6 protein-coding genes are annotated in these 6,020 nt (G+C 66.1%); 4 read left to right on the plus strand and 2 right to left on the minus strand.

All coding sequences use genetic code 11. From position 1 onward, the window contains the following. Window positions 1-91 precede the first annotated feature (91 nt). A complete protein-coding gene (locus GV792_RS27180; RefSeq protein WP_163827835.1) occupies window positions 92-511 on the plus strand; it encodes a VOC family protein in 420 nt (139 codons plus the stop codon). A 15-nt stretch (window positions 512-526) separates the two neighbouring features. On the opposite strand, the gene GV792_RS27185 is transcribed toward GV792_RS27180, so the two are convergent. Together GV792_RS27185 and GV792_RS27190 are read right to left on the minus strand one after the other, a co-directional pair. Next, entirely contained in the window at window positions 527-1,330 is an 804-nt protein-coding gene (locus GV792_RS27185) for an HAD family hydrolase (protein ID WP_163827836.1), read from the minus strand. Between the two features lie 102 nt (window positions 1,331-1,432). After that, window positions 1,433-1,999, minus strand: a complete 567-nt coding sequence (locus GV792_RS27190) for a QsdR family transcriptional regulator (protein ID WP_163827837.1) — start codon at window positions 1,997-1,999, stop codon at window positions 1,433-1,435. Window positions 2,000-2,169: 170 nt separating this feature from the next. On the opposite strand from GV792_RS27190, the gene GV792_RS27195 reads away from it, so the two are divergent. Genes GV792_RS27195 through GV792_RS27205 form a run of 3 tightly spaced genes read left to right on the plus strand, consistent with a single transcriptional unit; the run spans window position 2,170 to window position 5,783 of the window. After that, window positions 2,170-3,141 carry a phosphotriesterase family protein gene (locus GV792_RS27195; protein ID WP_163827838.1) on the plus strand — a complete coding sequence of 324 codons (972 nt, stop codon included), beginning with the start codon at window positions 2,170-2,172 and terminating at the stop codon, window positions 3,139-3,141. A 20-nt stretch (window positions 3,142-3,161) separates the two neighbouring features. Further along, a complete protein-coding gene (locus GV792_RS27200) occupies window positions 3,162-4,226 on the plus strand; it encodes a phosphotransferase family protein (protein ID WP_375154477.1) in 1,065 nt (354 codons plus the stop codon). 15 nt (window positions 4,227-4,241) lie between these two features. Next, window positions 4,242-5,783, plus strand: coding sequence for a class I adenylate-forming enzyme family protein (locus tag GV792_RS27205; RefSeq protein ID WP_175584853.1), 1,542 nt, complete (start codon window positions 4,242-4,244; stop codon window positions 5,781-5,783). Window positions 5,784-6,020 lie beyond the last annotated feature (237 nt).

Genomic DNA, 6,020 nt, shown 5'->3' on the forward strand with positions numbered 1-6,020 from the left:
AAATCTCATTCTGCCGATAAAAGTGGTCATTCGGTGAGCACTTTAACGGCGAAGATGGTTTCCAGCACACAACGAACCGAAGGAGACAGTGATGCTGCGAGGAATGGCGACCGTGAATTTCTACGCCGACGATCTCGAGGCCGCGAAGGACTGGTACACCGAGGTGTTCGGCATCCCGCCCTATTTCCGCGTTCCCGGCGGCTACTACGAGTTCCGGATCGGCGACTACCAGCAGGAATTCGGCATCATCGCCGGTGCGTACGCACCGAAGGGCAGGCAGACGCCCGGCGGCGCCATTGTGCACTGGCACGTCGACGACCTGCAGGCCGCCTTCGATCGGCTGCTCGCGCTCGGCGCCACCGAATACGACCCGATCACCGAGCGTGGTGCGGGCACCGGGTTCGTCACCGCGTCGGTGGTCGATCCGTTCGGCAATGTCCTCGGGATCATGTCGAACCCGCATTACCTCGAGGTGTTGGCCGAGACGGGCCCCGCGAAGGTTCCGGCCTGAGGCGCGCGACCGCGGCTACGGGCGGAACCAGCGTTCGAGGATCTTGGCGACACCGTCGGCGGTGACGTCGGCGGTGACTTCATCGGCCAGGTCCCGGATTTCGGCCGGACCGTTGGCCATCGCGACCGAATGCGCTGCCCAGGTGAGCATTTCCCGGTCGTTGTAGCCGTCGCCGATGGCGAGGGTCGCAGCGGCCGGGACGCCGAGGGCTGTACGCAGCCGTTCCAGCGCCCAGCCCTTGGAGACGCCGTGCCTTGACACCGTGAGCCAGGGGCCGTACTCGCCGTAGACCCAACTGGCGTCGGGTACGCGCAGGAACGTCAACAGCCGCCGCAGTTCTTCGGTGGAGCCTTCCGGCCACCAACCGTTGAGCCGCGGGGTCGGTTCACTGCACAGGGTGCGGTCGTCGACGACGAGGTATTCGCCGCCGACGTCGTACTCTCCCGGACTGAATCCGGTGGCCCAGGTGCCGATGCCGACGCGTTCTGCGGCGAGGATCATCTCGGGGAACAGATCGCGGAGCGCCCGGACCGCAGGCCCAGGATCGAAGGCATGGACAGCGACCGGATGACCACCGGCGACGTCCATGTGGACGGCGCCGTTGGAGCACAGGGCGTGGCCGGCGACCAGACCGAGTTCGGCCAGAACAGGGCGGGTCTTGAGTACCGTGCGGCCGGTCGTGACAACGACGTGCGCGCCCGCGGCGACTGCCGCATGCACCGCCGCGACGACCCGTTCGCTCATCGGCTCGCCGGTCGGCATGAGGGTTCCATCCACATCCAGCGCGATCAGCTCAGGCGCTCCCCCGTTGTCACTCACCTACCTATTGTGCCGTCCGAGTTGACATTTGACATCAATATCACCTAGTGGCACCGAAAATATCGTTCTCACAGGGGAATCGACAGCGGTTCCGGCCGGCGGTTACGCGGTGGCCGGTTCGTGCCCGATCAGCAGCGCGACAATGTCGAGGGCCGTGTCGATCTGGGGATCATCGCCACCAAGCAACGGCGCGTAGAGGTGGACGTCGCAGATGCGGACGATGGCATCGGCCAGGACCCGGCTCGACATGCGCAACCGCAGATGCCCCTGCCGCTGCTCGTCCTCGAGCATCTCCGCGATCAACCGCGCCGAGGTGGACTCGATGGCCCCGGGAAGCAGTGCCAGCCGGATGAACAATTGCGGCTCGCGCCGGGTCAGTGCGAGCAGCGGTGCCGAGCCGGAGACCGCCTTCATCAATCGCTCGAGCACGTCGAGAATCAGTTCGGCCCCCGTTCCGGACCCGGCCGCGATCGCCTTGCGGTAGGTGCGCTCGGTGGCCTCGGCCAGCACCGTGGCGATCAGCTCGTCCCGATTGCCAACGTGCCGATACAGCGTGGCCCGGCCGATCCCGAGCGTGCGGGCCAGCACCGACATGTCCAGCGGTTCGCCGGCCAGGTACAGCTTCGTGGCGGCGTCGACCGCGCGGCGCGCTTCGGAAGTAGCGATCACCCGTTCATCTCCTCATATCCGCGGACAGACCGCGAACCGGCGCCCGGCGTGGCCGCAGCGACGGGTTGACGGAACTCCGGACGTGAGACACACTCCATGAGTGTCTCACTAATAGTGGTGTGCATCACACACGAATCACCATCGACCGGCGAAAGCGCAGAGGAATTCCGATGCCAACAGTTGAAACCGTCCGCGGCCCCGTCGACGCCACAGCCCTGGGGAAGGTGCTGATGCACGAACACGTTTTCGTGCTCGGCACCGAACTTCAGCAGAACTACCCGGACTATCCGAATCACTGGGATGAGGACGCCCGCGTCGCCGACGCCGTGGAGAAGCTGACGCAGTGCAAGGCACGCGGGATCGATACGATCGTCGACCCGACGGTGATCGGCCTCGGCCGTTACCTGCCGCGTATTCAGCGCATCAACGAACAAGTCGACATCAATATCGTGGCGGCGACCGGCATCTACACCTATAACGAGGTCCCGTTCCAGTTCCACTACACCGGCCCCGGACTGCTGTTCGACGTTGCCGAGCCAATGGTGGAGTTGTTCGTCAAGGACATCCGTGAGGGCATCGCGGACACCGGCGTCAAGGCGGCATTCCTCAAATGCGCGATCGAGGAGCAGGGCCTGACACCAGGGGTGGAGCGGGTGATGCGCGCCGTCGCGCAGGCCCACGTCGAGACCGGTGCGCCGATCACCGTGCACACCAATCCGCACACCCGCTCGGGTCTGGTGGCGCAGAAGATCCTCGCCGAGGAAGGCGCCGACCTGACCAAGGTCGTCATCGGGCATTCCGGCGACAGCACCGACCTGGATTACCTGTCCGAGCTCGCCGATGCCGGATCCTATCTGGGGATGGACCGATTCGGTCTCGATGTGTTGCTGCCGTTCGATGAGCGGGTCTCCACGGTGGTCGCGCTGGCCGAGCGCGGCTACGCGGCGAAGATGGTGCTCGCCCACGACGCCGCCTGCTTCATCGACTGGTTCACCGCGGAAGGCAAGGCCGCCGCCGTGCCCAACTGGAACTTCACCCACATCAGCGACGACGTGCTGCCTGCCCTGCTCGAACGCGGGGTCACCGCAGAGCAGATCACCACCATGCTGGTCGACAACCCGCGCCGGTACTTCACCGCATGAGCGAGCGAAGCGAGCGAAACATGGACACAGCCGACGAAGCCGACAGCACAATGGATCCCGACACTGTTCCCGGTATCGATCCGACCGCGGTCGGTCGCTGGCTGGACCACCTGGAGATCGACAGGTCCGGGCCGTTGCATTTCGACCGGATCGGTCTCGGCCAATCCAATCTGACGTATCTGGTGCGGGATTCGGCCGACCACCGCTGGGTGGTGCGTCGGCCACCGCTCGGGCATCTGCTCGCCTCCGCCCACGATGTTGGCCGTGAGGCACGCATCCTCTCCGCGCTCACCGACACGCCCGTACCGACGCCCCGCGTGCTGGGCTACACCGACGATCCGGCCTTCACCGAGGTCCCGATGGTGCTGATGGAGTTCGTCGACGGACGCGTGGTTGACACCATGGAGGTTGCGGAGTCGCTGTCGCCGTCGATCCGCGAACGAATCGGCCACTCGATGGCGGCGACGCTGGCGAAGATCCATGCCGTCGATATCGAGACGGTCGGATTGGGCGATCTGGCAAGTCACAAGCCCTACGCGCAGCGGCAGCTGAAGCGATGGTCGCGGCAGTGGGAGCAGTCCAAGACCGCCGACCGGCCCGAGCTCGACGATCTCACTCGCCGACTGACCGCTGCGGTGCCGGAACAGCAGGAACTCACACTGGTGCACGGCGATTTCCACCTGCGCAACATCATCACCGCACCCGAGGGCGGGGAGGTCACAGCGGTGTTGGATTGGGAATTGTCCACCCTCGGTGATCCCTTGGCGGACCTGGGCAGTCTGCTGACCTATTGGGTGCATCCGGGCGAAGACTTCGCCGGCGACTTCACCGCCACCGCCCTGCCCGGATTCCCCGATCGCGCCCAGCTCGCAGACATCTACCTGGCCGAGACCGGACGCGATCCGACCGCGCTGAGCTACTGGCATGCGTTGGGGCTGTGGAAACTCGCCATCATCGCCGACGGGGTGCTACGCCGCGGCATGGACGATCCCCGCAACAAGGCCAGCGCGGGAGTGCCAACCGTGGAGCGCATCGACGGGATCGTCCGCCAGGCCCGCATCGTGGCCGACGAGGCCGGCATCTGAGCAGAGAGACACGCTATGACCACGCACGACACGGTGATCGAGATCGCGCACACCCACAATCCTTTCGACACGACCGGTACGTCGATGGATGCGAACGGGATCCCCCGCTACGACGGCCTGCCTGCCACCGTGCTCGACCTGCTCCGGACTCGCGCCGACATCTGCCCGGACACGGAGGCGGTCGTCGAACCCGGGGCCCATCGGTTGACCTATCGGCAGTTATGGGACCGCGCCACCCGCGTCGCCGGTGGGCTGCGCGCGGCTGGTGTCACGCACGGCGATCGGGTCGCCATCCGCTACCCCGCCGGCGCCGACTGGGTTCTCGCCTTCTGGGGCATCGTGCTGGCCGGCGGTGTCGCTGTCGCGGTGAACACTCGCTCGGCGCCACCCGAGATCGAGTTCGTCCTGGCAGATGCGGGCGCTCGCGTGGACCTCGGGCCCGGCACACCGCTCCCCGAAGGTGACCCCTACGTTGCGGACGGGCTCCACCACGACGATATCGCCGCACTGTTCTACACCTCGGGCACCACCGGGAAGCCCAAAGGTGTGCCAACCACCCATGAGGCGTTCCTGACCAATGCGGAGAACATGGTCCGCTGTCTCGGCCTGCCGAGGGACATCGGTGCCCAGCTGCGGACACTGATCTCGGTCCCGCTGTTCCACGTGACCGGCTGCAACTCTCAGCTGATGGTCGCCGTTTACCTGGGCGGTACCTCGGTGATCATGCCGTCGCGGGACATCCCGGGAATGATCGCCGCCCTACCCGCCGAACGCATCTCGTTCATCGTCACCGTTCCTGCCATGTACTCGCTGATGCTGCGGCATGCGGACTTCGATGATGCGGACGTGTCCGGTGTGCGCTGGGTCGGCTACGGAGGTGCGCCGATCGCCCCGGCTCTGGTGCGGGCATTGCAGGCGGCGTTCGGCGCCGCGACCGTATTCAACGGGTACGGCATGACCGAGACCGCCTCGCTCATGACCCTGCTGCCCGACGACGACGCCGTCGAGCATGCCGATTCGGTCGGCTATGCGGTACCGTCCGTGCGGCTCGCGCTGGCGCCGATCGATGATGATCCGAATGTCGGTGAACTGCTCGCACGCGGGGCGAATATCACCGCCGGGTACTGGAATCGGCCGGAGGCCACCGAAGCGGCGCGCATGCAGGGCTGGTTGCGCACCGGGGATGTCGTCCGGGTCGATGATGCCGGCCGCATCCATGTGATCGACCGGATCAAGGACATCATCAATCGCGGTGGGGAGAACGTCTCCAGTGTCGAGGTGGAGGCGGCGCTGCTTGCGGCGCCGGACGTCGCGGATGCCGCCGTGCTCGCCGTCCCGGACGAGGTTATGGGTGAGAAGGTCGGTGCGGTCCTGTTCGGAGACGGCGTCGACATCGATCTCGACGCCGTTATCGCACACTGCCGACAACAGCTGGCCGACTTCAAGATTCCGCAGTACCTCACCGTGGTCGGTGAAGCGCTTCCACGCAATGCAGGCGGAAAACTGCTCAAGGCGCAGCTTCGTGAGCAGATTCGGTGGGGCGCTCCGCTGCGCTGATCCACCCGACCTGAGAAGGCCCTGCTTCCCCGCTGTGGCGGTATACCGGCTGCCACAACCAGAACCCCTCGATGCTGGAGCCGGAGCCAGCAGCCGACGGTCCGCGACCGGAAACGATCGCGGCGCCATCGGCGCCTGCCGCGGGCGATCAGGACTCAGCGACCTCCCGAGCCACCACCCGAACCTCCGGATCCGCCGGAGCCACCCGAACCCCCGGACCCGCCCGAACCGCCCGAT

This window comes from Nocardia cyriacigeorgica (genome assembly GCF_010868145.1).
GTDB lineage: Bacteria > Actinomycetota > Actinomycetes > Mycobacteriales > Mycobacteriaceae > Nocardia > Nocardia cyriacigeorgica_D.

Bases quoted from the DNA above. Each gene is read 5' to 3' on its own strand.
- GV792_RS27195 (WP_163827838.1), top strand. From the start codon at position 2,170: ATGCCAACAGTTGAAACCGTCCGCGGCCCCGTCGACGCCACAGCCCTG.
- GV792_RS27200 (WP_375154477.1), top strand. From the start codon at position 3,162: ATGGACACAGCCGACGAAGCCGACAGCACAATGGATCCCGACACTGTT.
- GV792_RS27205 (WP_175584853.1), top strand. From the start codon at position 4,242: ATGACCACGCACGACACGGTGATCGAGATCGCGCACACCCACAATCCT.
- GV792_RS27180 (WP_163827835.1), top strand. From the start codon at position 92: ATGCTGCGAGGAATGGCGACCGTGAATTTCTACGCCGACGATCTCGAG.